1 protein-coding gene is annotated in these 366 nt (G+C 33.6%); it reads right to left on the minus strand.

The window, feature by feature from the left end; translation table 11 throughout:
- Window positions 1-319: DUF2569 family protein (locus AC1DND_RS29665; protein ID WP_477586650.1), on the minus strand; the 319-nt coding region annotated here is incomplete at its 3' end.
- Window positions 320-366: the final 47 nt, after the last annotated feature.

Raw genomic sequence — 366 nt, forward strand, 5'->3', positions numbered from 1 at the left:
CCGTTCTCCATGCTGAAGCCGGATACGCAAATACAAAGGTACTTTTTACGCGGGTAGATTTAATAAAATAAGCTATCCAAAGCGAATAAATGATTATTTTTCTAATTAATGTCGTAGCATCTGAGGCGGTAAAGAGTTGATTGCCTATATGATTACCCATTGTAAACAGAAATGCGAAATCTAGAATGGCAACAATAATAGCGGCTATTTTCAATCCTATATAATATTTTGTAAATATTTTTTGGCGATTAAAAAATAAAAATATCACCAGTATGCTAAATGCAATCATACAGATGTTCAATGCCGTTTCGATAAGCAAACAGAGTTGGTAAACGAACGTTGTAAATCGATCATAACGTTCAAGGT

This window comes from Pedobacter sp. 01N416, from assembly GCF_056399685.1.